The sequence below is a fragment of the Aequorivita todarodis genome (assembly GCF_028561335.1).
GTDB lineage: Bacteria > Bacteroidota > Bacteroidia > Flavobacteriales > Flavobacteriaceae > Aequorivita > Aequorivita todarodis.
On the sequence record NZ_JAQQTG010000016.1, the window covers coordinates 64,914 to 90,000 of the forward strand.

Sequence of the window (25,087 nt, forward strand, 5' to 3'; positions counted from 1 at the left end):
TATATGGTTATGTTGGACATATTTTGCAGTTATTTTAGCGATTTTCGGTACTCGGTGGGCGTAACGCCTTTGTGTTTTTTGAAAGTAGCGTAAAAATTGGACTTGGAACTAAAGCCCACCTCATTGGCAATTCCAAGCAGGGAAAAGTTGGAATAGTTGGCATCGTCCATTCTTTCCAAAAAAGCCTCCACGCGGTAGCTATTCACAAAATCCTGAAAATTGGTATTCATGTGGGTATTCAAAATTTCAGAGATGTACTGCTTCGGAATTTGCAACTGTTCGGCCAAAGAAGTCAGGGAGAGCTTGCTGTCCATAAAGCCCTTTTCTTCTTCCATAAAAGCCGTGATTTTTTTCGTATAATTTTCAACCAAATCTTCCTTTAGCCCCGACGTCCGATACTTTTTTACTTTGGCGAAAGGAACTATTTCTGAAGGTGACACTACCAGTTTCCAAGCCATAAAATAGAAAAGAAAAGCAATGATTATAAGGGTGAACGCATTGTTTTCGGGATTGCTGAAATACGGAATCTGCCCAATATTGAACCATCCCAAAATTTCATTTGCCAAAGACAGCCCCATAAGAAGGGCCAAAGGAAAAATAAAGAACGCCATCCATTTCTTCCTATCGGATTTTAGGATAGCCCAAATGGTAAACAGCAAGTACGACAGAAAGCTTAATTCTACCAAAAGCTCTATTATTTCAACAAGCATGATATCTTCAGCGGCGTTGTATTTCTCGTAAAGTTCAATGATGAAATACAGCAGATTGGGCAAAAAGAAGAGCAGATGTCGGGGTTTAAAAACTTCGCGTTGGGAAACGAAATACATTACAAACAGCAGCAGAAAAGTGATAAACAATGAAGAGTCAAAAAAGAACCAATCTACTTTTTCCTCGAAAAACCCGTTGTCGTCATCGCCAATAATATAAAATATAATGGACGCAATACTTCCAATGAGCAACCAAAAAGTGGGTTTTTGGTATTTTTCCCTGTTGGCCATCAAAGCAACGATAAGGAAAACCCCTTGCAATAAGATGATTATTTGAAGTATTTTCAGCATTTAATAACGGAAAAGGATGAAGCCCGAAGTTAAAAATTATTTTTAAACCATTCGGTCTGCGCCTCCAATCCCGCTTTTAGCGTAGTCTGTGGGTTATAGTTCAATAATTTTCTGGCCTTGTCGATATTTGCTTTGGTCCGCGATTGGTCGCCAGCGCGGGGCGGTTTCCTTTCGGTTGCAATTTTTGTTTTGAGTATTTCCTCCACCGTTGCAATGCCCTGTGCCGTGGTGCTTTCGGTTTCGGTGCCGAGGTTGAAAATTTCTCCGTTGCAAATTTTTTCCTTTCCAAAAACACTCACAATTCCGTCAACAATATCCTGCACGTACGTAAAACTGCGCAAATGCTTTTCGCTGCCTTCAAAAAGTGGAAACGGTTTGTTGTTCAAACCGCAGTCTATCAGTCGGGTGTACAATTTATCAGGCCTTTCACGCGGGCCGTAAACGGAAAAGAGCCGAAAGGACGTTCCCTGCAATTTCTGTTCACGGGTTTTTGCCAGTACCAATTGCTCTGCGGCGAGCTTGGTAACGCCGTACCACGAAGCAGGTTTTGGTGGAACGCTTTCAGGGAAAGTAGCCTCCAAACCGTAAATTGAAGAAGTGGCAATGTTTACAAAAAATGGTCGCTTAGGAAGCTTTTCAGCAAACTCAAGCAAACGCTGCGTTGCCAAAATATTATTGCTGAAATAATCCTCAAAAGTAGATTTATCCGAGATTCCGGGATGGGCGGCAAAGTGGAAAATATAGTCGAGGTCGTTTGGAAGTTTATCGGCCAAATTATCCGTTCGCAAATCCAAATGATATACTTCAATGTTTTTTTCGCTCAGCGCCTTCGCGTTCAGCTTCTTCAGCTCAAGATCGTAATAGGGCGAAAAATTATCGATACCGATTACCTCGTGCCCCAGTTTCTTCAATCTTTCCGCAGTGTGCGAGCCGATGAAACCAGCCGCGCCCGTAACAAGTACTTTCATAAAATCTGTTTCAGTTGCAAAAATAGCATCTTTTTTAGGCAATCACTTTTATTATTATGAATTATCCGAAATACACACATAAACTTTTAAACCTATAAACTTCTAAACTAAAAAAATTACTTTTGCAGAAACCTTTTCAAAAACCTCAATGTACGAATTCACCATAATTGTGCCCGTTTACAACGAAGAAGAAAACCTGCAACGGGTGGAAAAGGAATTACTCGCATACACTAAAATCGCGACTAAAAAGACTTCCATTCTTTTTGTAAACGATGGTTCCAAGGACAACAGCCAAGCGCTGATTGAAGACATCTGCAACCGAAACGAAGCTTTTCATTTCATTTCGTTTAAGGAAAATCGTGGCCTCAGCGCTGCCATAAAAGCGGGTTTTGATTATGCTGAAAGTCCGCTGGTGGGTTATATTGACAGCGATTTGCAAACAGACCCGAAAGATTTCAACCTGTTGCTAAAACACATCGGCGAATACGATTTGGTAACGGGCGTCCGCGCTGATAGAAAGGACAAGTTTGTAAAAAATATGTCGTCCAAAATTGCGAACGGTATCCGTCGCGCCTTTACCCACGACGGCATGGACGATACGGGCTGCCCCCTAAAGGTGATAAAGACCGATTACGCAAAACGCATCCCAATGTTTAAAGGGCTTCACCGGTTTCTGCCTGCGATGATTCTTTTGCAAAACGGCAAAATAGTACAGATTCCCGTAAAGCATTTTCCGCGAATGGCCGGCACAGCGAAATTTGGACTTTGGAACCGATTGTTGGGCCCTTTGATGGACTGTTTCGCCTATCTTTGGATGAAGAAAAAATACATCAACTACGAGATTAAAAGCAAGGGATGAGCAACTGGATTGTGTACGGCATTGGCTTTTTGGCACAAATCCTTTTCAGCGGAAGGCTTGTCGTGCAATGGATCCTTTCCGAAAAAAGCAAACGCATCATTACTCCCTCTGCTTTTTGGAAACTGAGCCTGCTCGCTTCTTTTTTGCTTTTTGTGTATGGGCATTTACGCGACGATTTCGCCATTATGCTCGGGCAAGCGCTTACGTATTATATCTACATCAGAAATTTACAGTTGCAGGGCGAATGGCAGAAATCGCCAAAATGGTTGCGAGTTTTCCTGTTTATTTTTCCAATTTTGATAGTTGTTTACGCTTACAACAATGGCGAATACGACATCGAGAAGCTTTTCAATAATGAAGACATTCCGCTGTGGCTGTTACTTTTGGGGATAATTTCACAAATACTTTTTACCCTTCGTTTTGTTTATCAATGGATAGTTTCCGAAAAAACAAAAACCTCGCAATTGCCCGTGGGCTTTTGGCGGATGAGCGTTTTGGGAGCTTCGCTGATTTTAACCTATGCCATTTTCAGAAAAGACCCCGTGCTTTTTGTGGGCCATATAGCAGGCCTGATTATTTATGTGAGAAATATTTTTATTTGGAAAAAACAGGCACGTTATGAAATTTGAAAGGAACTATCTACTACTTCTTTTGCTCACCTGCGCCGCTATTTTCTTCGTGAATTTAAATTCGCTGCCGGTAAATATTATGGAAGCGCGAAACTTCATCACTGCCCGCGAAATGCTGAATGACGGCCATTGGCTACTCACAACCATCAACGGCGAACCGCGTTACCAAAAACCCCCGCTTCCCACTTGGCTTACTGCTTTCTCCGCGGCGATTTTCGGAATAAAATCGGTTTGGGCTTTGCGGCTGCCAGCGGCGATTATGACGCTTTTTCTCGTGCTGTTTTCGTATAAACTCGCCAAAAAACTTACTTCGGAAAAGTTATATGCTTTTATAAGTTCGCTGATAATGGCGACCTCCTTTTACATCGTTGCCTCCGCCCGCGATGGGCAGTGGGATATTTACACCCACGGGTTTATGGCGATCTGTATTTATCTGCTTTACTTATTTTTCACAAAAGAAACCCACAAATACCGAAACGCACTTTTAGCGGGACTCTTTTTTGGCTGTTCGTTTTTGAGCAAAGGCCCAGTATCGCTCTACGCCCTGCTCCTGCCCTTTTTGATTGCCTTCGGAATTGTTTACAAATACAGAAATTTTAAAACGCGTTGGTTGCCACTCCTTGCCTTTTTTTCCGTGGCTTTTGTGGTTTCGTCTTGGTGGCATTGGTACACGCTGACCTTTGATCCGGCCGCGGCAGAAATTACCAAAAAGGAAACCACCAACTGGATAAGCTACGAAACAAAACCGTTTTACTATTACTGGAGCTTTTTTACACAGAGCGGCGTTTGGACCATTCCCGCATTTATAGCCCTGCTCTACCCCTATTTAAAAAATCGTGTTTTCAATAAAAAGGCATATCTGTTTACCTTTCTTTGGACGATGCTTTCGGTGATTTTACTTTCCCTGATTCCCGAAAAAAAATCGCGCTATCTATTGCCAGTCTTAATTCCGATGGCGCTGAACACAGGGTTTTATATTGAATATCTTTTCCGAAGATTTAAAGAGTTGAAAGATAATCGCGAAACGATTCCAGTCTATTTCAACTTCGGTTTAATTGCCTTTATAGGAATTGCCTTTCCCGTTGGCGGCTATATTTTTCTGAAGGACGGAATTGCGGGAAACTGGGTTTGGTTCGTGCTGCTTTCCCTCGCTTTGTTTTCCATCGGAATTTTTATGTTCCGAAACCTTTTCCGAAGAAAAATTGCAACCGTTTTTTATTTAACCATTGCTTTTATTGTTGCCGTAATTTGGTTCGGCCTACCGCTGAGCAAGGCCATAACCATAAACCCAGATTACAAACCGTTTTCTGAATTGCACAATTTTGAAGAAAAAGAGAACATAAAAATCTACGAATTTTCAGGAATGACGCCCGAACTTATTTGGGATTACGGCGAAAAGATGGAAATGCTAAATAAAGACGGTGAATTTATTACCCCTGCCGAAGACCGCTTCGGGGTTTTGGTTTCGGAAGAAAGTTTAGAGCATTTTAAGGAAGTTTACCCCAACTTCAAAAGAGAGCATATTGCCCGTTACGATATGAATCCGAAGGGACCGGACAGCCGCACGCATAAAACGAGACTATATCGGGAATTGTTTATTGTTTCCAAGAAGTGATGCTATCAAACCTAACAGGTTTTGAAAACCTGTTAGGTTTTTTGTGTTTTAAACTTCCGCTGCCCCCACTTCTGTATAAGATAAAACAACCAACCCGTCAACCCACCAAAGGCCATTCCCGAAATTACATCCAATGGATAATGAACGCCCAAATAAATACGGCTATAACCTGTAATTACTGCCCAAAGCAACAAAAGGAATGGTAAATATTTGTACCATTTTTGTAGGCTCAATCCAAGAAAAACGGCCGCTGCCATCGAACTAGCCGCATGTGCCGAAAAATAGCCATACCTTCCGCAACCGTCGGCCACGAATCGCATTACTGCTTTTAATTCTTCCACTTGGCAAGGGCGCGGACGTTTCACGCCGTATTTAAATAGGTTGGCAATTTGGTCGGTGGCGGTAATCATTAAGGCTACGCAAACTACTATCACCAAGGTTCCCTTCCATCCATAATTTTTAAAAATCAAATAAAGCAGCAAGGCATAAATGGGGATTGACGACCATTTTTCGGTAACAAACCGCCAAAAGCCGTCCCAGGAGGTATTTCCCAGATTGTTTAGGAAGAGGAAGAGTTCGGTGTCGTAGTTTAGGAGTTGGTCGAGCATTATTTTGACTTACTAGATTCAATAATATTTTGAAGAAGAGCATCTGAAACTCTAAATCCATTCGATTTCAATTGGAGAAGCGTATTCTCCAAATTGTTTAAAGAACCATTTTTAAAGGCGAGAATTAGAATTCCCAAAGTTCCAATAATCTCTAAATTATACGTTTGAGCAATTTTTCTAGCTTTTATTTCATCAATAATTACAATCGATGGTTGCTGTTCAAGAGCCAAGACAATACTGCTTGCTTCCCCTTTTCCAAGTTTACCCTCAAGCTTCGATTGCAATTCTTTATTCTCTGCATGATTTTCAATAAACCAATTGGGCAAAGGTTTTCCCCACTCAAGTTTTACTTCTGGAGTGATAGTAATTTTATCATATAATAGTTTGAGTAAATGGAGTAATCCAAGCTTATTTAAAGAGATTAGACAACTGGTATCGGAAATGACGGTTTTATCCATTCATTAATTTTTCTAAATCTTCCCATGTTTCACCGAAAATGGAAACTCCATATTTACCAACATTCTCTAAGAATTCTCTTCTTGAAATCCCTATCATTTTGGCAGCTTGTCCAGAGGAAAGAACTTGCTTTTCAAAAAGGAATGCTGCTATTTCCATTTTAAATTTTTTCTCATCAACAGACTCGGGTATGTTTATTTCTATCTTTTTCATCTGTAGTAACTATTTAATAAGCGGATACTTCGACTTCGCTCAGTAAAAGCGATGGAATACCCATCCAGACAACATAGGGATATCTTCGGCGAGTTTACATCCACTGCGGCCGAGGGCATTTCATAACGTAAAGATAACAAATATTTTGTGGCTAAGTTTCGCACCACGAATTCAGGAAAGATTATAAATCAGTATTAGTGAATTTGTGGCAAAAAGATCAATCCTCATCATACCTCGCAATCTCCCGATCGTAAAAATCGTTTGCACCCTGTATTAAATTTTCAGCCTCCGTTTCCAGTTCCTTTTGGTCCTGGGCATCGAAATCCTCAAGCCATTCCACCTCATCGTTTTCCAGATTTATGATGAAACGCGGAAATTCAGTATGTATCACAAAGATTGCCGTGGGGTAATCGCTATTGTCGCCGAGAAGGTATTTTGGGAAATCCATTTTTTTTTGTGGGGTTAAGGGTTATTTGTTAAGCGTTAAGTGTGGGATCAGTTATTGGGTTATTGCTGAGACACACGGCCGTGTGTCTGTACTTTTCCAATTTCATTTGCGCTATTTTTTCTTTTTCTTTCGATTTTGGTTATTTATTTGAAATTTAAGTATTTCGCGTCCAGCATCCCTCACCCAGCACCCAGCACCCAGCACCCAAACGTATCAATTTCTTCGAAAGATAATTAAATCTGATGAATAACATAATGCCGCTTGCCGAAAGCCCTGCCAGCAACCCGATCCAAATGCCCATACTTTCCAAGGAAGTTTCCATACTCAGGTAATATAAAGTTGGGAACCCAATAATCCAATAAGCAATAAAGGTGATGACCGTTGGGATCTTTACATCCCGCATTCCGCGAAGGGCGCCAAGTGCCACCACTTGTAAGGCATCGGTAAACTGAAAGAAGGCTGCAATAATCAACAATTGGGCGGCTATGGTTACCACTTCCACATTATCGGCAAAGCCGGCTACGCTGTCATTGTCAAGGAATATCTTGGGCAATGATTCATTAAAGAGCAAGTTCAGGGAAAAACTCATTTTTTGTTTGTTTTCCCGGAACCAGTTGATTGTGGGGTGCCGAAGTTTTTTTTAATGTCGATGTCAAGCTCATCCTTGGCAATCTCAATCATCTTATCCAGATAGTCGATCTTGATCTGCTTACGACCAACGGCACTTTCCAGCTCTTTTACCCGAGCTTCGAGCTCCTTCATTTTTTTATTGCTGCTGTCTTTCATCTCTATAATTCTGAATCGTTTCTCGTTAAAGGTAGGGAATTTATAGATCCAACGATAAATGGATTGCTCCGATGCTCCGTGTAGCTTCTCTAATTGAAGGACACTGAACTTACCGCTTTCAAAATCTGCAACAATCCTTTTTTTAAATTCCTTTGAGTATTTACGCTGTTTGTGAATACTTCGTACATTTGCTTTCATAGTTTTCCACGTTTAAAGTGGTCAACCTATATCAGGGATGTACAATGTACACCAACACCCAGCACCCAGTATCCACCATCCATTACCCGTCCTTTTTCATTTGTCTAAAAAAAATCATAAATCTTGCCCCTTTGGGGTTTGGGGGTTTATCAATTCAATATCTTTACATACTTCTAAACAAAATTCATGGAAAAACTTTTAGTGGTCAACAATGTTTCCAAAATCTATGGTAATTATAAAGCGCTTAACAACGTTTCCATAGAAGTAGAAAAAGGGAGCATCTTCGGGCTATTGGGACCAAACGGTGCCGGAAAAACAACCTTGATCAGAATCGTAAACCAAATTACGATGCCAGACACTGGCTCGGTCATTTTGGATGGCGAACCGCTGCAACCAAATCATATTAAATACATTGGCTATTTACCTGAGGAACGCGGACTTTACAAAACGATGAAAGTAGGGGAACAGGCTTTGTATTTGGCACAACTAAAAGGACTTTCAAAACAGGAAGCAAAAGAGCGGCTTAAATATTGGTTTGACCGTTTGCAAATTGGCGATTGGTGGGACAAAAAAATACAGGAACTTTCCAAAGGGATGGCACAGAAAATCCAGTTTGTGGTTACCGTGCTCCACAAACCGAAACTGCTGATTTTTGACGAGCCTTTTAGCGGTTTCGACCCCATAAACGCCAACCTCATAAAAGATGAAATTTTAAAACTTCGCGACGAGGGCGCAACCGTAATTTTTTCAACACACCGGATGGAATCTGTTGAGGAAATGTGCGACCATATTGCATTAATCCACAAATCCAATAAAATACTTGACGGGAAATTGATAGATATTAAACGGCAATACCGAAGCAACATGTTTGAGATTGGCCTGATAACACCTAACCATGCGGCCGTTTCGGCTTCGCTGAAGGAAAAATTTGAAATTTTACCGGCAACTTTCAAAAGCATCAACGACGAGCTGCAATACAAAGTGAGAGTGCCGGATTCTGTTTCTACGAACGATTTTGTAAACTATCTCACCTCACAGGGACAATTGACCCATTTTGTGGAAGTAATTCCTTCGGCCAGCGATATTTTTATTGAAACCATCCAAAAAAATTAAATTATAATGAACCATCTTCCGCTCATAATAAAAAGGGAATACCTTACCAAAGTCCGCAACAAATCGTTCATAATCATGACGTTTTTGAGCCCGTTTATTTTTGTGGGTATTTTTGCCTTGGTCGCCTATTTGTCCAATTTGAACAGCGACACAGTTCGTAAAATATCGGTTTTGGACGAAAGCGGATTGTTTATGGAAGAATTCCAAAGTTCGCCGCATACCCAATATAAAATACTGCATAATGTTTCCTTGGAAGCCGCAAAGAAGGAAGCCGAAGCGGAAGAAATTTATGGCCTGCTCTACATTCCGAAAACTGAAAATTTGGAAGACCTTTCCAAAAAAATCACTTTTTATTCTGAAGATTCGCCTTCGCTATCAATGATGAGCAACATCAACGATATGTTGGAAACCAAGGTAAACACACTAAAGCTGAAAGAAGCAGGAATTGATTCCGAAACCATAAAAAGTCTCCACATAAACATTAATGCCAACCAGGAAACTTTTAAGGGGAAGGAAACGTCCAAACTGGGTTCCGGTTTAAAATTGGCTTTTGGGGGCGCCGCAGGTTACCTGCTCTTTATGTTCATCATTATTTATGGCAATATGATTATGCGCAGTGTAATTGAAGAAAAAACCAGCCGGGTCATTGAAGTTATTATTTCATCCGTAAAACCGCGTGTTTTGCTTTTGGGAAAAATATTCGGTACCACCTTGGCAGGAATTACACAGTTTTTGGTCTGGGTGGTCCTAATCTTGGTTTTGATGACAGCCGTAACCTCGATTTTTGGAATTGACCCCGCCGCAGCCTCACCTTCACAACAAGTTATTGAAAATAGCGTAGATGGCGGAACGCAACAGGTGCTGCACGATATAATGCTGGAAATAAATAATCTGCCAATCGCAAACTTAATTGTGATGTTTATCCTTTTCTTTGTGGGCGGTTATTTGCTGTACGCCTCACTTTACGCCTCCGTTGGCGCGGCCGTTGATAGCGAGACAGACACCCAACAATTTATGATGCCTATTTTAATGCCGCTAATTTTGGCGGTTTATGTAGGTTTTTTCACGGTAATTGACAATCCGCACGGCACTGTTTCACAAGTGTTTTCATACATTCCTTTTACCTCGCCGGTAGTAATGTTAATGCGCATTCCGTTTGGCGTTCCTATTTGGCAACAGATTCTTTCGGTAGTGCTTCTTTTTGGTACTTTTATCGGAATGGTATGGTTTGCTGCCAAAATATATCGCGTTGGGATTTTGATGTACGGAAAAAAACCAACTTATAAAGAGATTTTTAAATGGCTTAAATATTAAAAAGTGGCTTAAGACAGTGTATTTAGAGCGTAGGACTAAAAAATATAGAGATAATATGTAATTTCTAAAAATATCATTAGTCCTACCTCCTACGTCCTTTAATCTTATGTCCAATTAAAAAACAATCAAATGCCAAGAATACTTATAATAGAAGACGAAGCAGCAATACGAAGGGTTTTGGTGAAAATCCTTTCCGAGGAAAACCAGGGTTACGAGGTGTTTGAGGCCGAAGATGGCCTTGCCGGAATGGAAATCCTCAAAAAGGAAGATTTCGATTTGGTGCTTTGCGATATCAAAATGCCCAAAATGGACGGCGTGGAGGTTTTGGAAGCCGTAAAAAAGATAAAACCCGAAATACCGATGGTTATGATTTCCGGCCACGGCGATTTGGAAACAGCGGTGAATACTATGAAGATGGGCGCATTCGACTATATTTCGAAACCGCCAGATTTAAACCGTTTGCTAAATACGGTACGCATCGCTTTGGATCGAAAGGAACTTGTAGTTGAAAACACCCGCCTCAAAAAGAAAGTTTCAAAAAATTATGAAATGGTTGGCGAATCGGAAGAGATTGGCCGCATAAAAGAAATGATTGAAAAAGTGGCACCCACCGAAGCCCGCGTTCTTATTACCGGTCCCAACGGCACCGGAAAAGAGCTGGTGGCGCATTGGCTTCACCAAAAAAGCGAGCGCAGCAACGGCCCGATGATTGAGGTAAACTGTGCCGCAATCCCCAGTGAATTGATCGAGAGCGAACTTTTCGGCCATGTGAAAGGGGCGTTTACCTCGGCAAATAAAGACCGCGCGGGAAAATTTGAGGCAGCGAACGGAGGCACCATTTTCTTGGACGAAGTGGGCGATATGAGCCTTTCCGCACAGGCCAAGGTACTGCGCGCCTTACAGGAAAACAAGGTGCAGCGCGTGGGTAGCGATCGAGATATAAAGGTTGATGTACGTGTTATTACGGCCACCAATAAAGATTTAAAGAAAGAAATAGACGAAGGCCGTTTCCGCGAGGATTTGTACCATCGACTTGCGGTTATTCTTATAAAAGTTCCCCCTTTAAACGATAGAAGGGATGACATTCCGCTGTTGGTTGATTATTTTTCCGAAAAAATTAGCTCCGAACACGGTACGGCAAAGAAGAAATTTTCCGCAAAAGCGATTAAGCTATTGCAGGAATACGACTGGACAGGAAATATCCGCGAATTGCGAAATGTTGTGGAACGCCTGATTATCCTAGGCGGAAAGGAAATCAGCGAGGAAGATGTGAAGCTTTTCGCAAGTAAATAACGTAGAGACGCACGGCCGTGCGTCTCCGGGGCCGTGCGTCTCCGGGGCCGGCGTCTCCGGGGTAGTGCGTCTCCGGGGTAGTGCGTATCCTGCGGTGCACCCTCGGCTTACACCGGGATTGCGTCAATTATCAATAAGTAAAACTCGTTTTAATGTATTTAGCAATCATAAATATCTTTTAAGAAATATGAAAGACGTAAAAATCGAAGACTTTAAAGTTACCGGGCCCATTAAACTGGACGGCACTAAAAACGATTGGGATTTGGACGCTTCCGAAAAAGAGTTGGAAGACCATTTGGAGGACACCCGTAAAAAATTGGGCAAGCTCCAGGATACGCTTTACGCCCACGGAAAATACGCCGTGTTGGTCTGTCTGCAGGGAATGGATACGGCTGGCAAGGACAGCCTTATTCGCGAAGTCTTTAAGGATTTCAACGCCCGTGGGGTGGTGGTGCACAGTTTTAAAACGCCCACGGCGCTTGAAAAAAGACACGATTATCTTTGGCGACACTATGTGGCCTTGCCCGAACGCGGAAAGTTTGGGGTTTTTAACAGAACGCATTATGAAAATGTTTTGGTAACACGCGTGCATCCCGACTATATTCTCGGTGAAAATTTGCCCGATGTAAACAGTTTGGACGATATTGATGAAGCGTTCTGGGATAGGCGTTTTCAGCAGATAAATGATTTTGAAAAGACCATTCAGCAGAACGGGACCATTATTTTCAAATTCTTTTTAAACCTTTCCAAAGACGAACAAAAGCACCGCCAACTCCGCAGGCTGGACAAACCCGAAAAAAACTGGAAATTCTCTCCCGGCGACTTGGATGAAAGGGAACTTTGGGAAGATTACAGAAAATGTTATGAGGAAGCCATCAACCGCACCTCAAAGCCGCACGCGCCTTGGTACATTATTCCTGCGGATGACAAGGAAACCTCGCGGGTAATTGTGGCCGAAATTATGCTGCAGGAACTAAAAAAATACAAAGACATAAAAGAACCGGAACTGGACGATGAAATAAAGGCCAAGATTTCGGAATACCGCGAACGGCTTAAAAATGATTAATTTAGCATCCCTTTAGTGCAACAAGGAACTAATTCCCATAAAATTGTATAAATGAAAATTTCGCTCCTCCCCACATTACTTTTCACATTATTAATTTCTTCCGTAAGTATTTCGCAGAACGCCGTTCAGGATTCCGTTATGCTGAAAAAATTGTACACCACCGCTCTAACCGATGGAAAGGCGTACGATTGGCTGGATTATCTTTCCAATGAAATAGGTGGCAGGCTCTCGGGTTCCTATGAAGCTGAACTTGCGGTGAAATACACCGAAGCAGAACTGAAGGAACTCGGTTTGGACAAAGTGTGGCTTCAACCCGTAATGGTCCCGAAATGGACGCGCGGCTTTAAGGAATACGCTTATATAGAATCGCCTACCGGAGATAAAACCATCACGAACATCTGCGCCTTGGGAGGTTCCGTGCCTACGCCAAATTTGGGAATAAAGGCGGAAGTTGTTGAGGTAAAAGGTCTGGAGGAATTGGCTGCCTTGGGAAGGGAAAAGCTGGAAGGAAAGATTATTTTCTATAACAGACCGATGCAGCCCGAATTAATACAAACTTTTGAAGCCTATGGCGGCTGCGTGGACCAACGCTATTCGGGGGCTGCCGAAGCGGCAAAGTTTGGCGCCGTCGGGGTTATTGTCCGCTCGCTGAGCTTGAGAATGGACGATTTTCCGCATACGGGCGCGATGAGCTATGGCGATACTCCCGTAAACCAACGCATACCGGCCGCGGCAATTAGCACCAACGGAGCCGAATATTTAAGCAGTCTGCTGAAATTGCAGCCCAATCTGTTGTTTTACTTCAAACAGAATTGCAAGACTTTTGACGATGTGCAATCCTATAATGTAATCGGGGAAATTACCGGCAGTACAAAACCCAATGAATATATGGTGGTAGGTGGCCATTTGGACAGTTGGGACCTCGCCGATGGCGCCCACGATGACGGAGCCGGCTGTGTACAGAGTATGGAAGTATTGCGCCTTTTCAAAAAAGTGGGTTATAAGCCAAACCACACCATTCGCGTGGTGCTTTTTATGAATGAGGAAAACGGCCTGCGCGGTGGAAAGAAATATGCCGAAGAGGCAAAAAGAAAGAACGAAACCCATCGTTTTGCCTTGGAAAGCGATGCCGGCGGGTTTACGCCACGAGGGTTTACATTTGATACCGATGCCGCAAATTTCAAAAAAGTGCAGTCTTGGGAAGGTTTGTTTAAGCCATACTTGATTCACTATTTTGAAAAGGGATACGGCGGTGCCGATATCGGTCCGTTAAAGGGAAATATCAACGTGCTGGCAGGACTGCGGCCCGATAGCCAACGGTATTTTGACTATCACCACGCGGCCAACGATACCTTTGATGCCGTGAACAAACGCGAACTGGAACTGGGAGCGGCCACTATGGCGAGTTTGGTTTATCTATTTGATAAATACGGGGTTGAGTAGCGGTTAAGAGTTATGGGTTATGAGTTTGGTGGTAGTTTTACCACCAAGTTATAAAGAATCGCTCCACATTTTGGGGCGTTTTTTTATAGATTAATGGAGATTTCTTAAACCTTAATTGAGCGTCTATTAATGGTTTTATTTCTGAAAAAGGATACCATTGGGTAATCGCGTTTATGGGCAATAGCCATTCTTTTTTTGACGGTATGGCGTAGCGGGCTGTTTCTTCTTCTTCGAAATCGGTTGGTTTTATGTAGTGGCCTACAATGCAATCCTGAATATTCTTTGGAAAAGATTCGCGGTTCATATTCTTCGGAATAAATAAAAATCCTTTTAAGCACAATTGCTGCGAAGATGGTTTCGGAATGCCAAGAGCCTCTAATTTTTGTAGCGTTTCCGGTCTTTTCAACAAGGGGAATTGTTTCTGCCTTAATTTTTCAAGCTTCTCAAAAAGACTGTCCTTTCGGTTGGGGCCAATCCATTTTTCCGCTTCGGAAATATCGGCTGAGTCGTCGTATAAATAAAACTTACACGCCAATTCTATGTGGACGACTTTTTCGGTTTTAAGATTTCGAACTATATAGTCCAACTCGCCCAAGGTTTCCTTTTCGCTTGGGTTCGTGAGCGAAGTAAAAGTATGGATTTGAAGATTGGCGGAAAGCAATTCAAAGTTGTTTGATTGTTGAAGATAGGCTTCAAAACACGCCTCGGCCTGCATTCCGAGCACGGAATTTATAGGAAAATTAAAGCCGTTTCCGTATAACTCTTCATCTAAAAATTCAAAATTTTCAAAGGGGTAGTTCTCCGAATTTATTTTTAGATCGGGTGCGTTTATGAAATGCTTTAGTAGGTTGGTTTTTTTGATGGCTATCGTTTTATTTCGCTTTCATATTTTGCAATCCAATCATGAACTGAAATTTTTGTGGTTAGTTCCCCAAATAAATCAAACGGAATGTTTTTAGGGTTTTTGAAGCGGATGCAGCTTTTGCCCATGTCCAGTTTTCCCTTTGCGTGTTTGGGATATTCCTCGGTAAACCATTTGAGCAAACGCGGATCGCTGTATAGGCCCATGTGGTAAAAAGCGATATGGTTTTTCTGTGAAGCAATGCTCATAAAGGGCAGGGCATCGCTAGGTTTGCAATGGTACCCGGCCGGGTAGATGCTGTGCGGCACCACATAACTTATCATTCCGTATTGGAGGGTTTCCTCAAAACCGTCGGGGAGGTTTTTCTTTATCGTTTCGCGTAGCGTTTGCATAACTTCCTTCCGGTCTTCGGGCAGTTCGGCGATGTATTGGTCTGGGGTGGTGGCTGTGGATTGCATTTTTGAAAAGTTTAAAGTTCAAAGTTAAACGATTTTGTTGAACAATATTTGTTGGGATTGACGATAAAATTCCTTTTTGCCACAACGAATTTTAATTGTACTTTACATAGAAATATAAACGGATGAAAAAATTTACAACATTTTTTATAACTGCCCTTTTCTTGTTTTTTGCCGCAGAAGGGTATTCCCAAGAAATAACCAAGTATAATTTTCTTGAAATTATTGTGGTCCAAAAAGCGAACAACCGCGGCAAGGTAAAGCGCATAAAAGTGGAGGAGCAGACTTCGCTCATTGGGCAAAATATCTCTATTGATGAAATTGAGGATATTGATGAAACTTCCACCCTGCTAAATTATATGAACGCCCACGACTGGGAGTTTTTGGATCGCCAATCTGTGGTTTCTGATGATAACGATCCGGTTTGGATGAGTTATATTTTCAGGAAAAAAAGGTAGTCCGCGTTAAGGCGGTTCTATTGAAACGTCCACGCAACAAAGCGGCTTTGTTTGTTGCCCTGTTCCATTTCTATTATTCTTACTTCGGAAGGCTTGGTTTTGTTGATGGCCCTTTTAATATCTTTCAGATTTTCCTTTTGTGAAATTAGCGCGGTAAACCAATTCACCTGCATCTTAAATCGTTCGCTTTCCTCAGCCATCTTTTTAACGAATGCCACTTCGCCACCTTTGTACCATAACTCATTGCCCAAACCTCCGAAATTCTGGGATTTGGCTGCGCTTAATTCAAGGTTTTTATACTTGCGGCGGTTGCTTTTTTCGGCATTGGTTCGGTTTTTAAAAAAGGGCGGGTTGCAGACCACCGCATCAAAAACATCCGTTGGTTGGATGATGTGTTCCAAAATATGGCTTTTGAACTTTTGGTGCCGCAATTCAATATCCTTTAAATTGGGATTTCTATCAATTATTTCCTGCGCATTGTTTAGGGAATCGGGGTTTACTTCGCTGGCCGTGCATTTCCAATTAAAGTGGCGAGTAGCCAAAATAGGATAGATGAGGTTGGCGCCAGTGCCAATATCCAGCAAATGGATTTCCGTTTTGGGAATTAAATCTGCCACGTGCAACAAATAATCTAACCTGCCGGGAATTGGCGGACAAAGATTGCCTTCTGGGATATGCCAATGGGATATGCCGAAATGTGCTTTTAGCAGTGCGGTGTTCAGTGTTTTAACAGCTTCGTGGTTGGCAAATTTTACGGTTTTGTTGCCGTATTCATATTCAAAAACGAAAGGTTTTAATGGCGGATGCGCTTCGGTAAGTTTTTCGAAATTATAGGCTTGGTTGAATGGGTTTTTTGGATGCACGGGGGTGGCTTTAGACAGGTAAAGATAGTGGAATAAAGCCGCTCTTTTTTCTTGCTATTGCCTTAAAATCTTTTCCATCTTCTTGCCTTTTGCCAATTCGTCTATCAACTTATCCATATAACGGATTTTTTGCATTAGGGGCTCTTCTATTTCTTCCACTCGGTAGCCGCAGATTACGCCCGTGATTTTTGAAGCGTTGGGGTTTAGTTGTGGAGCTTCGGCAAAAAACGTTTCAAAGCTGCTTTTGTTGTCTATTTGTTTCTGCAAGCCTTTTTGGTCATAGCCCGTTAACCAACAAATTATGGCATCTACTTCATGCTTGGTGTGGCCTTTTTTTTCGGCTTTGGTTATGTAGTGCGGATAGACACTTGCGAAGGGCATTTTATAGATTCTTTCGTTTTTCATCGTGATTTAGCAGAAATACAAATTTACATTTTTCCGGTTTTTTAGGTAATCTTTTTGAAACGACCCAAAATAGCGCAAGCGAGAAATAATGGCCGTATTTAATGATTTGCTCTTTAAAATTTAGTTGACCTTTAGGGAGTCTGCTGTATTGTTTTTTTCAAACTTATATTTTGAAACGGGCCTGTGCAGCTGGTATTGGTTTTTATTGGTAACCACGGTATCGGTCTTTATGAAATCGAGGATACGCATTAGGGTTTTTTGTACTTCGGGATGTTTGTGGACCATAGCCTCTTGGTATTGCACGGCGGGTTCGCTCAACAAGCGCGCCAACGGAGGCTCCACCACGCCCCACTTTTCAAATTTATAGGGTTTATAGGTTTTAAGTGCTTTATCAATGGCTTCGTTGTTTTTTCGGATGCTGTCCATAAGTGCCAAAGGGTTGTCCACATCGGCTTTTAGAATTGCACGCACTTTTTCATAGCTCATTTTATGGGGCATCATTACCGGAACGACGGCAAACCCTCTATTTTTGATCTTTTCATAAATATAGCCCGGAAGCTTGTCAATGGAAACAACGGTTTCGATGATGGATGCGAATTCCCCAGACTCCTTGACAGTCTTTGAAGAAAATTGCCATTGAAACAGCTTCTGCCTGATATAAAAATCTCCCGAATTGATAATATTGATAAAAATAGGCTGCACTTTTTGGTTAAACTCCGCTTCGCGTTCAATGGCGTCATACACCTCCATTGCGCTGAGCATGCCGCTGTTTTCAAAATAACCGCCATCTAAATAATTTCCTTTTTGGCGTATTTTGGCCGTGGGACTGAACAGTGGAAAACGATTGGTAGTCGATACCGCCCCATAATAAGTGAGCGCTACCAAATCGGGGCCATTTTTAAAAATGGAAAGATTATCTGCCCCCGCAAAAGTACTGTCGGGAAACTGGACCGTTGAAACTACGCCCTGCCTTCCGGCTACCGAGGTGGAATTCATTATAAGCGCCGGAAACTTACGCCCCCGTTTTTCATACAGATTGCGCCATACATCCAGATAGCTTTCGTTATGGAAGGCATCTAAAGGCATTCCGGTGTTTATGGCGTGCAATTCCATGCTTTTATAGGAGCGATCCTTGCCGTGGTAATTGAAGAACGGGAGGTATTCGCGAATCAGATCCCGCCCCAATAGGTAGGTGAGTTCATTGGATAGCACATTGGAAGTGCCTATTTTAAATATTTCAGGATTTAAGGGTTCCTTCGGGTCGTGATAATTGCGCAGCGAGGCATAATTGCCTATGCCCACCGCACCACCGGAAACGCCCGATAGCACAATACTGCGGTTGAAAAATTCACCATTACTCAACGAATCCAGTTGGTTAAACAACAATAAATTCCATAGATTGGCCTTTAATCCGCCACCATAGGAACCCACAAAAAAATAATTGTCCTTTTTATAGGAATTAGCGGTTTCATTTCTCATAAATTCCCCAAAATCCACCGGGTTGCGGGTTTTAACCTCTGTGAGTTCGTGCAGGTCATTTTCAAAGGAAGTCATATATATAGCTCCAGAAATGAAAAAAATGATGAGTAACGGCAGCCAGTATTTATAAAAGTTCTTTCCCGTTTTCGGCCCTTCCAGCCGATGATAATATAGTATATGCTTGAATAAGATTATGACTATGGAATAAATAACAATGATATAAAGACAAATAATAACCAAGGGGCTGAACCAGCTGGCGATGAAAAAAAAGCTATTGGCAAGCAACAGGCCTATTAAGGAAAGTATTCCGCTGTACCGCATAAAATTCAAATAGAAAACGTTATCGCTCAGTTTTGCGAAATATTCCAAATACTTCGGAATTTTTTGTGTTTTAACGGCGCCGTATTTGTCAAATTGATCTAAGGTTTCCTCTTTAAACATGGCTGTTTTTTCCTTGTAAAGCTCTTCTGAAAAAAACACATACTTAAAATAGGTGCGGCATATTTTGAAATATACATAAAGGTACATTTGGCAACCCAAGGTGATGAGAAATGCAATGAAGGGGATGCGGTCCCATTTAAAAATGGCGACCAAAACGGAAGTAATCAGGACCATGAGCACACAGGCCAGATAATAGCGAGGAAACCTGCGCACATATTTAATAATATACTCAACGGTTTTCCTTTGGGTTGCTTCATTTCCTTCTTTCAAATCTTTTTTCCATTGGTTGTAGCGCTTTCCCAAAGAATTGTAAACGATTAGGGTAATAAGAAGTAAGAAAGCCGAAATATACGAGGGGTTAAAATGCACCTCAAAATATCTGGGAATCATCAACAAGAAAATTTGGAACATGGCAATATAAATAAGGACTCCCAAACTGCGGCGAAGATTTTTTACATATTCATTGTCAAAAGTTGTGGACGAACCTGGTTTTGTCCTGCTGGTATCAAAATAGATTATATTGAGACCAAGCCAACTTCTTTTGTTTTTTGGCATTTCAAGGCTCACACAATCTCTGTTCCCGTAAAGCCAAATATCATTGTACACCGGAAAGTGTGAAAGCACCAGCGCCAAAAAACTGAGCAAAAAGAATAGGATCACAACGTTCAAGGGCCGGTAAAAAAGATCGACTATAAGCGTGCCGCCTTGCTCCATAAACGTTACCATCACATAGATGACAATGATAAAAAGAATGCTCAATAAAGCCGTTTGTATAAACCGGATCAAGGTTTTGACGTGCGGTAAAAAAATGGTTTTTAGAAACCAATACATCAAAAACATAAAACAGATTGCGTAAAGGGTGACCTTTACCGGAGTGATATATTTTAAATTGATAAAGTCCCGGACCCCTTTAAATTCGTAGCCAAAGCCTTCCAAAACATCCGTAAGCAATGCCAATATGGCAAAGAAGAGAAATGCTTGCTGTATAGTAATCTTAATTTTAAGCTTCTTCCATCGTATAAAGTTGTCCTTGAACAGATTGCGTATCAAATAGGCGATGATAATTAACAAATGGGCGGCCCATATAATATCAAGAATGAAGAAAGCGTGGTAGAAAATTAATTTATCGGAATTTTCAGGACTGAAGATTAGTGCGTTTACTGCTTCAAAGTTATCAAAATGCGCATGCTGCGGCATTTCAATATAGCTATTGATGCGAAAGGCAGCATTGATGATAATCAAAAGCAGGGAAAGAACCACCCAGCCTACAATCCAGTAGTTTATCTTTTTTTCAAGCCAATTTTTCATCTGTATAAATATTTAAGAAATAGGATACTTCGACTTCGCCCAGCACAAGCGATGGTATGCCCATCCCGATAGTTATGGGGAAATCTTCGTCCAGATAGCTATCGGGAGGTTTACATTTTGTTAATGGGCATTTCATAATGTAAAATATTTAGGACCAAAGCAGAGGAAAACTTATGGCAGGAGTACTAGTCTCGAAGATACGAAAAAATAGTTGCCAAAACGCAAACGGTCAGGCATTTAGGGTGTTGGGTCTATGTTATTTCAAATGTGTATTGTTTGGGTTTTTTAGGACTTACTGCTATGGGCGGGAGCGGATATATTTTTAAAAAAAGATGGAATTATTTAGGTAAACTCGATTGCTGGTGTGCGTTTGCAATGCGAACTTGGTCCTTGGCAAGACTGCCGTTAGTTTGGTTTTAGTGTTAGTTTGCGGGCACACGTTATAAACCTGCCTGCAGCAGGCAGGCGTGCGCTAGCTGTGCCCTTTATACAGCCGCGGGCCAGAACCCTTCTTTATTCTGCATTAAGAGTAATAGGTTAAAACCAAATAACACTAACGCTTAACTCTTAACTCTTAACTCTTAACTTTTTTAATAAAATACAAAGCTATTCTAAAAAACACAACTACTATCTTTGCGCAAAATTTTTTCCGTCTTGGCGCTTTCCGACTATACCAAAGAATTTAAGTACAACACCAAACTGGCCACGCCCGTAATTTTGGGAATGCTCGGGCATCAAGTGGTGGCGCTGGTGGACAATATTATGGTGGGGCAGCTTGGTAGTGCCGAACTTGCCGCCGTTTCATTGGGGAACAGTTTTATGTTTGTGGCCATGAGTTTGGGGGTAGGGTTTTCAACCGCCATCACGCCTTTGGTGGCAGAGGCCGATGGGGCGGGAAACCGCGAAAGGGGAAAATCTTCCTTTAAACACGGGCTGTTTTTATGTATTGTTTTGGGGCTTGCGCTCTTTGCAGTGGTAATGTTCGCCAAACCGTTGATGTACGTAATGAAGCAGCCGCCCGAGGTGGTCGATTTGGCGATGCCTTATCTTACTTTGGTTGCGGCATCGTTGGTGCCCTTGATTATTTTTCAGGGGTTTAAGCAGTTTAGCGATGGCCTATCGATGACGCGTTTCCCGATGTATGCTACCATTGTGGCCAACTTGGTAAATGTGCTGCTCAACTATATGTTTATCTTCGGAAAGTTTGGCGCGCCCGAACTGGGGGTGGTCGGTGCGGCCATCGGTACGTTGGTATCCCGCGTGGTGATGGTGGGCTATCTGTGGTATCTCTTGAGTCGAAAGGAAAAATCGCGCTATTTTGTTACGAATATAAAAATCTTTACCCTCAGCAAAGCGATGTTGAAGAAACTGCTGAACCTCGGCTTTCCTTCGGCTATGCAGATGTTTTTTGAGGTGGGTATTTTTACTTCGGCGGTATGGCTTTCGGGAATCTTGGGGAAGAACCCGCAGGCGGCAAACCAAATTGCCTTGAATCTGGCCAGTATGACCTTTATGGTGGCGATGGGCTTTAGCGTGGCCGCGATGATTCGGGTGGGCAACCAAAAAGGCTTGAGGAATTTTAGGGAACTGCGGCGGGTGGCTATTTCCATCGGGTTGCTCACTTCTATTTTGGCACTCGTTTTTGCGGTTTTCTTTATTCTCTTTAATGAATCCCTGCCGAAGATATTCCTGGACTATGACAGCGTAGCCGACTTTGCCGATAATGTGGAAGTGGTAACCATAGCCGCCCAATTGTTGATTATTGCAGCCATCTTTCAGTTTACCGATGCCTTACAAGTGGTGGCACTTGGCGCCCTACGCGGAATGCAGGATGTAAAAATCCCAACGGTCATTACCTTTATTGCCTATTGGATTATTGGCTTCCCAATTTCGTATTACCTAAGTATGGAAACTTCCTTGGAAAGTATTGGCATTTGGATTGGGTTGCTGGCAGGGCTTTCGGCAAGCGGCATTATGTTATTCATCAGATTTAATTATCTTTCGAAGAAATTGATACGGCTGGGCGCTGGGTGACGGATGGCGGATGCGAAAATAAAAAAATCAAATATCCTGTAATGTTTCTTTAGGGCCGGGGTTCGTGGTATTTTCTCTTTAGGGGTTGGGATAAAACAAAACCCACCCAAAAAATGAATTCTTGGGTGGGAAAAAAAATTGCTATGAAAAAGAAAAATTATCACTTCTAAAACGAAGCGACATTTCAAATATATGCAAAAAAATTAATTTAACGTTTGCTTAAGAGAACATATCTTTCACTTTTTCAAAAAACGATTTGTCCTCTTTTTCGGGTTTAGGTTGAAAATGGGCATCATCGCTCATTTTTTCAAAGAATTTCTTTTGTTCCTTTGAAAGGGATTTTGGGGTCCAAACATTTACGTGAACCAGCAAATCCCCAGTTCCATAACCGTTGATGCTCGGTATCCCTTTATTGCGAAGTCTTAATATTTTTCCGCTCTGTGCGCCGTTATCGATTTTAATACGGACCTTTCCGGTAACGGTTTCTATCTCTTTGGAAGTGCCCAAGGCAGCCTCGGAAAAGCTTATGTATAAATCATAATGCAGGTTGTCGCCCTCGCGCTGAAGTGTAGGGTGCGGTTTTTCTTCAATGGCCACCAAGAGGTCTCCCGCAATTCCATTGCCGGGCGCATCGTTTCCTTTGCCTGAAACTTTCAGCTGCATGCCGTCCACAACGCCAGCGGGTATTTTGATTGAAACCGTTTCTTCCGTAACCAACATTCCTTCGGCATCCGCATTTGCAGGTTTTGAATCAACAATTTGGCCTAACCCGCCACAAGCACTACAGGTGGCAGAGGTTTGCATTCGGCCCAAAATAGTGTTTTGGATTCGGGTTACTTGGCCGTGCCCGTTACAAGTAGAACAAGTTTTGTAAGTGGTACCCTGGGCGAGTTTTTTGCGTTTAACTTTTATCTTTTTCTCAACTCCGTTGGCTATTTCTTCCAAAGTAAGCTGCACGCGGATACGCAGGTTGCTTCCCTTAACGGTCCTGCGGCCGCCACCGCCAAAGCCTCCACCAAAACCACCGCCGAAGGCACCCCCGAAAATATCCCCAAACTGGCTGAAGATGTCTTCCATATTCATGCCGCCTCCGCCAAAACCGCCGCCATCAAAAGCACGATGACCAAATTGGTCGTATCGGGAACGCTTGTTGGGGTCGCTGAGCACTTCATAAGCTTCCGCTGCCTTTTTGAACATGGCCTCTGCTTCGTGGTCGCCCGGGTTTTTATCGGGATGATATTGCAATGCCTTTTTTCGGTACGCCTTTTTTATTTCGGCCGCCGAGGCGCTCTTTGAAATTTCTAAAATTTCGTAATAATCTTCCTTCATATTTTATTGTCCTATAACCACTTTTGGATAGCGGATTATCTTGTCGCCCAAAGTATATCCCTTTTCTACCACATCTATAATTTTACCTTTCAGCTTTGCTTCGGGGGCGGGAATTTGGGTTATGGCTTCATGCGAATCTGCATCAAAGGTATCGCCGGGTTTCACATCCATTAACTGCAAGCCCTTTGTTTTCAGGGTTTCGCGCAGTTTGTTGTTGATGATCTCCACACCTTTAAAGTGATGGTCATCCTCCATTTTTTCAATTTCCTTCAATGCGCGTTCAAAGTCATCCAAAATTGGCAACAATGAAACCATGATGTCTTCCCCTGCGGTTTTGAACATTTCGACACGTTCGCGCGAGGTGCGCTTTTTATAGTTTTCAAATTCAGCAAAAAGGCGTAAATAACGGTCTTTTTCGCGCTCAAACTCGTTTTGTAATTCAGAAAGGACGTTGGTTACGTTTTCTTCAGCAATTTCCTGCTCGTTTATTTCTACATCGTCAAAGCCTACCTCTTCTTCGCGGTCGGTTTCTTTGAATTTATCGTTTTTGCTCATAATGGCCTTTTCTTTCAATTTTTTCTGAAGGGAGCAAAAGTACTGCCATTTCTTATAAAATGTCAAAATGTCACAGCTTTTAATTTAATATTACTTTAAGAAAAAACCTCGGCTTAAAGTATATTTTTGCAACTCGAAACAAAAACAATAACTATGAAATCAACATTTTTGAAAATTACTTTAATGGCTTTTATTACAGTAGGTGCCTTTTCTTGCAAAAACACTGAAAAAGAAGCTGAAGCCATGACCGAAACAGCTGCAGAAGCTACCGAGATGGCAACCGAATATACCGTAGATACGGCCGCATCACAAATTATGTGGGAAGGTGCAAAACCTACCGGAAAACACAACGGTACGATAAGCCTTTCTTCGGGAACGATACACCTAAACAACGGAAACGTTGAGGCCGGAAATTTCGTGATCGACATGAATACGATCAACGATTTGGATATGGAAGGTGATGACAAAGCTAAATTGGAGGCGCACTTAAAAGGAACCGCCGAGGGCAAAGAAGGAGATTTTTTCAATGTGAAGGAATACCCAACCGCAAAATTTGAAATGACAGGCATTGAAAACAATGTGGTTAAAGGAAACTTGACCATAAAAGACAAAACCAATGCTATTGAATTTCCCGCAACCGTAACTATGGAAGGCGACAAAATGATGCTGAAAAGCGAAACTTTTGAAATTGACCGGACTAAATGGGGCGTTAACTTCGGTTCAAAATCTGTATTTCCCAGCTTAGGCGATAAGTTTATCAATGATGCTATAAAAATTACAGTTTCCTTGGTCGCTACAAAAGCGTAAGTAAATTATCTTGGGGCAGTTAAA

Annotated in this window: 27 protein-coding genes; 11 read left to right on the forward strand and 16 right to left on the reverse strand. The window is 42.0% G+C overall.

The genetic code is table 11. The annotated features are described in order from the left end of the window. Positions 1–29 precede the first annotated feature (29 nt). Together POV26_RS06290 and POV26_RS06295 are read right to left on the reverse strand one after the other, a co-directional pair. The gene (locus POV26_RS06290) at positions 30–1,058 is read right to left on the reverse strand and encodes a helix-turn-helix domain-containing protein (protein WP_272855624.1); all 1,029 of its coding nucleotides are present in this window, start codon (positions 1,056–1,058) and stop codon (positions 30–32) included. A 29-nt stretch (positions 1,059–1,087) separates the two neighbouring features. Further along, positions 1,088–2,026 (reverse strand): NAD-dependent epimerase/dehydratase family protein, encoded by a 939-nt coding sequence (locus POV26_RS06295; RefSeq protein WP_272855625.1) that lies wholly within the window; start codon positions 2,024–2,026, stop codon positions 1,088–1,090. Between the two features lie 148 nt (positions 2,027–2,174). Here POV26_RS06295 and POV26_RS06300 point away from each other — a divergent pair, with 148 nt between their 5' ends. Genes POV26_RS06300 through POV26_RS06310 form a run of 3 tightly spaced genes read left to right on the forward strand, consistent with a single transcriptional unit; the run spans position 2,175 to position 5,129 of the window. Next, entirely contained in the window at positions 2,175–2,885 is a 711-nt protein-coding gene (locus tag POV26_RS06300; protein WP_272855626.1) for a glycosyltransferase family 2 protein, read from the forward strand. Then, positions 2,882–3,514: a lipid-A-disaccharide synthase N-terminal domain-containing protein gene (locus POV26_RS06305; RefSeq protein ID WP_272855627.1), complete on the forward strand. Its 633-nt coding sequence runs from the start codon at positions 2,882–2,884 to the stop codon at positions 3,512–3,514. The genes POV26_RS06300 and POV26_RS06305 overlap by 4 nt, the downstream gene beginning before the upstream one ends. Further along, positions 3,504–5,129, forward strand: a complete 1,626-nt coding sequence (locus POV26_RS06310) for an ArnT family glycosyltransferase (RefSeq protein WP_272855628.1) — start codon at positions 3,504–3,506, stop codon at positions 5,127–5,129. Before POV26_RS06305 ends, POV26_RS06310 begins: the two co-directional genes overlap by 11 nt. A gap of 32 nt (positions 5,130–5,161) precedes the next feature. Here the strand turns inward: POV26_RS06310 and POV26_RS06315 are convergent, their stop codons facing one another. From POV26_RS06315 to POV26_RS06340, 6 genes are all read right to left on the reverse strand, one after another. Continuing rightward, the gene (locus POV26_RS06315; protein WP_272855629.1) at positions 5,162–5,737 is read right to left on the reverse strand and encodes a phosphatase PAP2 family protein; all 576 of its coding nucleotides are present in this window, start codon (positions 5,735–5,737) and stop codon (positions 5,162–5,164) included. Continuing rightward, positions 5,737–6,195 carry a PIN domain-containing protein gene (locus POV26_RS06320; RefSeq protein ID WP_272855630.1) on the reverse strand — a complete coding sequence of 153 codons (459 nt, stop codon included), beginning with the start codon at positions 6,193–6,195 and terminating at the stop codon, positions 5,737–5,739. The genes POV26_RS06315 and POV26_RS06320 overlap by 1 nt, the downstream gene beginning before the upstream one ends. After that, positions 6,188–6,406, reverse strand: a complete 219-nt coding sequence (locus POV26_RS06325) for a UPF0175 family protein (protein ID WP_272855631.1) — start codon at positions 6,404–6,406, stop codon at positions 6,188–6,190. Before POV26_RS06325 ends, POV26_RS06320 begins: the two co-directional genes overlap by 8 nt. A gap of 217 nt (positions 6,407–6,623) precedes the next feature. Continuing rightward, positions 6,624–6,854, reverse strand: a complete 231-nt coding sequence (locus POV26_RS06330; protein WP_045080620.1) for a hypothetical protein — start codon at positions 6,852–6,854, stop codon at positions 6,624–6,626. A gap of 154 nt (positions 6,855–7,008) precedes the next feature. Next, on the reverse strand, positions 7,009–7,443 hold the full coding sequence (locus POV26_RS06335; protein WP_272855632.1) for an MATE family efflux transporter: 435 nt from the start codon (positions 7,441–7,443) through the stop codon (positions 7,009–7,011). Then, on the reverse strand, positions 7,440–7,838 hold the full coding sequence (locus POV26_RS06340) for a transposase (protein ID WP_272855633.1): 399 nt from the start codon (positions 7,836–7,838) through the stop codon (positions 7,440–7,442). The genes POV26_RS06335 and POV26_RS06340 overlap by 4 nt, the downstream gene beginning before the upstream one ends. A 186-nt stretch (positions 7,839–8,024) precedes the next feature. On the opposite strand from POV26_RS06340, the gene POV26_RS06345 reads away from it, so the two are divergent. The 5 genes from POV26_RS06345 (at position 8,025) to POV26_RS06365 (ending at position 14,067) form a co-directional block, all read left to right on the forward strand. After that, complete coding sequence (locus POV26_RS06345; RefSeq protein WP_272855634.1) at positions 8,025–8,951, forward strand: ABC transporter ATP-binding protein; 927 nt, start codon at positions 8,025–8,027, stop codon at positions 8,949–8,951. Positions 8,952–8,957: 6 nt separating this feature from the next. Beyond that, positions 8,958–10,265: an ABC transporter permease gene (locus tag POV26_RS06350; protein WP_272855635.1), complete on the forward strand. Its 1,308-nt coding sequence runs from the start codon at positions 8,958–8,960 to the stop codon at positions 10,263–10,265. Between the two features lie 129 nt (positions 10,266–10,394). Further along, entirely contained in the window at positions 10,395–11,558 is a 1,164-nt protein-coding gene (locus POV26_RS06355) for a sigma-54-dependent transcriptional regulator (RefSeq protein WP_272855636.1), read from the forward strand. A 187-nt stretch (positions 11,559–11,745) separates the two neighbouring features. Then, entirely contained in the window at positions 11,746–12,624 is an 879-nt protein-coding gene (locus POV26_RS06360; protein WP_272855637.1) for a PPK2 family polyphosphate kinase, read from the forward strand. Between the two features lie 51 nt (positions 12,625–12,675). After that, positions 12,676–14,067, forward strand: a complete 1,392-nt coding sequence (locus tag POV26_RS06365) for a M20/M25/M40 family metallo-hydrolase (protein WP_272855638.1) — start codon at positions 12,676–12,678, stop codon at positions 14,065–14,067. Positions 14,068–14,104: 37 nt separating this feature from the next. On the opposite strand, the gene POV26_RS06370 is transcribed toward POV26_RS06365, so the two are convergent. After that, the gene (locus tag POV26_RS06370; protein ID WP_272855639.1) at positions 14,105–14,791 is read right to left on the reverse strand and encodes a DUF1853 family protein; all 687 of its coding nucleotides are present in this window, start codon (positions 14,789–14,791) and stop codon (positions 14,105–14,107) included. Between the two features lie 140 nt (positions 14,792–14,931). Then, positions 14,932–15,387 carry a DUF1801 domain-containing protein gene (locus tag POV26_RS06375; protein WP_272855640.1) on the reverse strand — a complete coding sequence of 152 codons (456 nt, stop codon included), beginning with the start codon at positions 15,385–15,387 and terminating at the stop codon, positions 14,932–14,934. 122 nt (positions 15,388–15,509) lie between these two features. On the opposite strand from POV26_RS06375, the gene POV26_RS06380 reads away from it, so the two are divergent. Then, positions 15,510–15,842 (forward strand): hypothetical protein, encoded by a 333-nt coding sequence (locus tag POV26_RS06380; protein ID WP_272855641.1) that lies wholly within the window; start codon positions 15,510–15,512, stop codon positions 15,840–15,842. Between the two features lie 17 nt (positions 15,843–15,859). On the opposite strand, the gene rlmF is transcribed toward POV26_RS06380, so the two are convergent. The 4 genes from rlmF to POV26_RS06400 all read right to left on the reverse strand — a co-directional run bounded on the left by rlmF (position 15,860) and on the right by POV26_RS06400 (position 20,474). Further along, a complete protein-coding gene (rlmF, locus tag POV26_RS06385; protein WP_272855642.1) occupies positions 15,860–16,705 on the reverse strand; it encodes a 23S rRNA (adenine(1618)-N(6))-methyltransferase RlmF in 846 nt (281 codons plus the stop codon). 54 nt (positions 16,706–16,759) lie between these two features. Beyond that, a complete protein-coding gene (locus tag POV26_RS06390) occupies positions 16,760–17,110 on the reverse strand; it encodes a DUF2200 domain-containing protein (RefSeq protein ID WP_272855643.1) in 351 nt (116 codons plus the stop codon). 120 nt (positions 17,111–17,230) lie between these two features. Next, on the reverse strand, positions 17,231–20,338 hold the full coding sequence (locus POV26_RS06395; RefSeq protein ID WP_272855644.1) for a hypothetical protein: 3,108 nt from the start codon (positions 20,336–20,338) through the stop codon (positions 17,231–17,233). After that, positions 20,322–20,474 (reverse strand): hypothetical protein, encoded by a 153-nt coding sequence (locus tag POV26_RS06400; RefSeq protein WP_272855645.1) that lies wholly within the window; start codon positions 20,472–20,474, stop codon positions 20,322–20,324. The genes POV26_RS06395 and POV26_RS06400 overlap by 17 nt, the downstream gene beginning before the upstream one ends. A 518-nt stretch (positions 20,475–20,992) precedes the next feature. On the opposite strand from POV26_RS06400, the gene POV26_RS06405 reads away from it, so the two are divergent. Continuing rightward, on the forward strand, positions 20,993–22,372 hold the full coding sequence (locus tag POV26_RS06405; RefSeq protein WP_272855823.1) for an MATE family efflux transporter: 1,380 nt from the start codon (positions 20,993–20,995) through the stop codon (positions 22,370–22,372). Between the two features lie 219 nt (positions 22,373–22,591). On the opposite strand, the gene dnaJ is transcribed toward POV26_RS06405, so the two are convergent. Both dnaJ and POV26_RS06415 read right to left on the reverse strand, forming a co-directional pair. Next, positions 22,592–23,701, reverse strand: coding sequence for a molecular chaperone DnaJ (dnaJ, locus tag POV26_RS06410; RefSeq protein ID WP_272855646.1), 1,110 nt, complete (start codon positions 23,699–23,701; stop codon positions 22,592–22,594). A gap of 3 nt (positions 23,702–23,704) precedes the next feature. Beyond that, a complete protein-coding gene (locus POV26_RS06415; RefSeq protein ID WP_272855824.1) occupies positions 23,705–24,256 on the reverse strand; it encodes a nucleotide exchange factor GrpE in 552 nt (183 codons plus the stop codon). A 153-nt stretch (positions 24,257–24,409) separates the two neighbouring features. Here POV26_RS06415 and POV26_RS06420 point away from each other — a divergent pair, with 153 nt between their 5' ends. Beyond that, positions 24,410–25,063: a YceI family protein gene (locus POV26_RS06420; RefSeq protein ID WP_272855647.1), complete on the forward strand. Its 654-nt coding sequence runs from the start codon at positions 24,410–24,412 to the stop codon at positions 25,061–25,063. The last annotated feature ends 24 nt before the right edge of the window (positions 25,064–25,087 follow it).

Bases quoted from the DNA above. Each gene is read 5' to 3' on its own strand.
- POV26_RS06300 (WP_272855626.1), top strand. From the start codon at position 2,175: ATGTACGAATTCACCATAATTGTGCCCGTTTACAACGAAGAAGAAAAC.
- POV26_RS06310 (WP_272855628.1), top strand. From the start codon at position 3,504: ATGAAATTTGAAAGGAACTATCTACTACTTCTTTTGCTCACCTGCGCC.
- POV26_RS06360 (WP_272855637.1), top strand. From the start codon at position 11,746: ATGAAAGACGTAAAAATCGAAGACTTTAAAGTTACCGGGCCCATTAAA.
- POV26_RS06330 (WP_045080620.1), bottom strand. From the start codon at position 6,854: ATGGATTTCCCAAAATACCTTCTCGGCGACAATAGCGATTACCCCACG.
- POV26_RS06340 (WP_272855633.1), bottom strand. From the start codon at position 7,838: ATGAAAGCAAATGTACGAAGTATTCACAAACAGCGTAAATACTCAAAG.
- POV26_RS06350 (WP_272855635.1), top strand. From the start codon at position 8,958: ATGAACCATCTTCCGCTCATAATAAAAAGGGAATACCTTACCAAAGTC.
- POV26_RS06315 (WP_272855629.1), bottom strand. From the start codon at position 5,737: ATGCTCGACCAACTCCTAAACTACGACACCGAACTCTTCCTCTTCCTA.
- POV26_RS06420 (WP_272855647.1), top strand. From the start codon at position 24,410: ATGAAATCAACATTTTTGAAAATTACTTTAATGGCTTTTATTACAGTA.
- POV26_RS06395 (WP_272855644.1), bottom strand. From the start codon at position 20,338: ATGAAAAATTGGCTTGAAAAAAAGATAAACTACTGGATTGTAGGCTGG.
- POV26_RS06320 (WP_272855630.1), bottom strand. From the start codon at position 6,195: ATGGATAAAACCGTCATTTCCGATACCAGTTGTCTAATCTCTTTAAAT.
- POV26_RS06415 (WP_272855824.1), bottom strand. From the start codon at position 24,256: ATGAGCAAAAACGATAAATTCAAAGAAACCGACCGCGAAGAAGAGGTA.
- POV26_RS06325 (WP_272855631.1), bottom strand. From the start codon at position 6,406: ATGAAAAAGATAGAAATAAACATACCCGAGTCTGTTGATGAGAAAAAA.
- POV26_RS06365 (WP_272855638.1), top strand. From the start codon at position 12,676: ATGAAAATTTCGCTCCTCCCCACATTACTTTTCACATTATTAATTTCT.
- POV26_RS06295 (WP_272855625.1), bottom strand. From the start codon at position 2,026: ATGAAAGTACTTGTTACGGGCGCGGCTGGTTTCATCGGCTCGCACACT.
- POV26_RS06335 (WP_272855632.1), bottom strand. From the start codon at position 7,443: ATGAGTTTTTCCCTGAACTTGCTCTTTAATGAATCATTGCCCAAGATA.
- POV26_RS06305 (WP_272855627.1), top strand. From the start codon at position 2,882: ATGAGCAACTGGATTGTGTACGGCATTGGCTTTTTGGCACAAATCCTT.
- POV26_RS06380 (WP_272855641.1), top strand. From the start codon at position 15,510: ATGAAAAAATTTACAACATTTTTTATAACTGCCCTTTTCTTGTTTTTT.
- POV26_RS06400 (WP_272855645.1), bottom strand. From the start codon at position 20,474: ATGAAATGCCCATTAACAAAATGTAAACCTCCCGATAGCTATCTGGAC.
- dnaJ (WP_272855646.1), bottom strand. From the start codon at position 23,701: ATGAAGGAAGATTATTACGAAATTTTAGAAATTTCAAAGAGCGCCTCG.
- POV26_RS06375 (WP_272855640.1), bottom strand. From the start codon at position 15,387: ATGCAATCCACAGCCACCACCCCAGACCAATACATCGCCGAACTGCCC.
- POV26_RS06290 (WP_272855624.1), bottom strand. From the start codon at position 1,058: ATGCTGAAAATACTTCAAATAATCATCTTATTGCAAGGGGTTTTCCTT.
- POV26_RS06355 (WP_272855636.1), top strand. From the start codon at position 10,395: ATGCCAAGAATACTTATAATAGAAGACGAAGCAGCAATACGAAGGGTT.
- POV26_RS06390 (WP_272855643.1), bottom strand. From the start codon at position 17,110: ATGAAAAACGAAAGAATCTATAAAATGCCCTTCGCAAGTGTCTATCCG.
- POV26_RS06345 (WP_272855634.1), top strand. From the start codon at position 8,025: ATGGAAAAACTTTTAGTGGTCAACAATGTTTCCAAAATCTATGGTAAT.